Source organism: Pseudonocardia sp. EV170527-09 (genome assembly GCF_008369905.1).
GTDB lineage: Bacteria > Actinomycetota > Actinomycetes > Mycobacteriales > Pseudonocardiaceae > Pseudonocardia.
The window spans coordinates 1-421 of sequence record NZ_VRMC01000357.1; the positions used below are offsets into that span (position 1 = coordinate 1).

Here is a 421-nt window from a genome sequence, read left to right on the forward strand (position 1 = left end):
GGATCCAATAGCGCAAAGCGGCTCTCCGCGCGAGTAATTGCCACTCATTGTGAATGGGTGCTGACCCTCCGAGGTGGTTGTTGACGATGGGGGTTTCAGCGTGCTCCGCTGACTAATGTGGATGCACGGAAGTATGCGCGGCGGGCAATCGCGTTGTCTGTGGTTACAGCTATTTCAATGGGTGCGGCATCGGGGATTGCGTTTGCTTCTCCCGTGTCGTCAGTCGCGGCGGTGGACGTCAGTCGGATCGCGTACGTGTCCGAGGTGGCGGCTTCGGGTGTGGATCCGAGTGATGAGCAGATCGCTCGGGCTCTGGAACGGATCGCGACAGAGCTGGAACGCGCTCAGGCTGCCGTCCCCGCTGAGCAGCGAGACAATCCGCAGGCCATCCGGGACGCTCTGCTGCGGCACTCCCCTCAGC

At 62.0% G+C, this 421-nt stretch carries 1 protein-coding gene; it reads right to left on the minus strand.

Annotated features, from left to right (window positions below; all coding sequences use genetic code 11):
• Nucleotides 1-219 precede the first annotated feature (219 nt).
• The coding region (locus FVA95_RS32330) for a hypothetical protein (RefSeq protein ID WP_205016052.1) at nucleotides 220-421 on the minus strand (202 nt) is incomplete at its 5' end.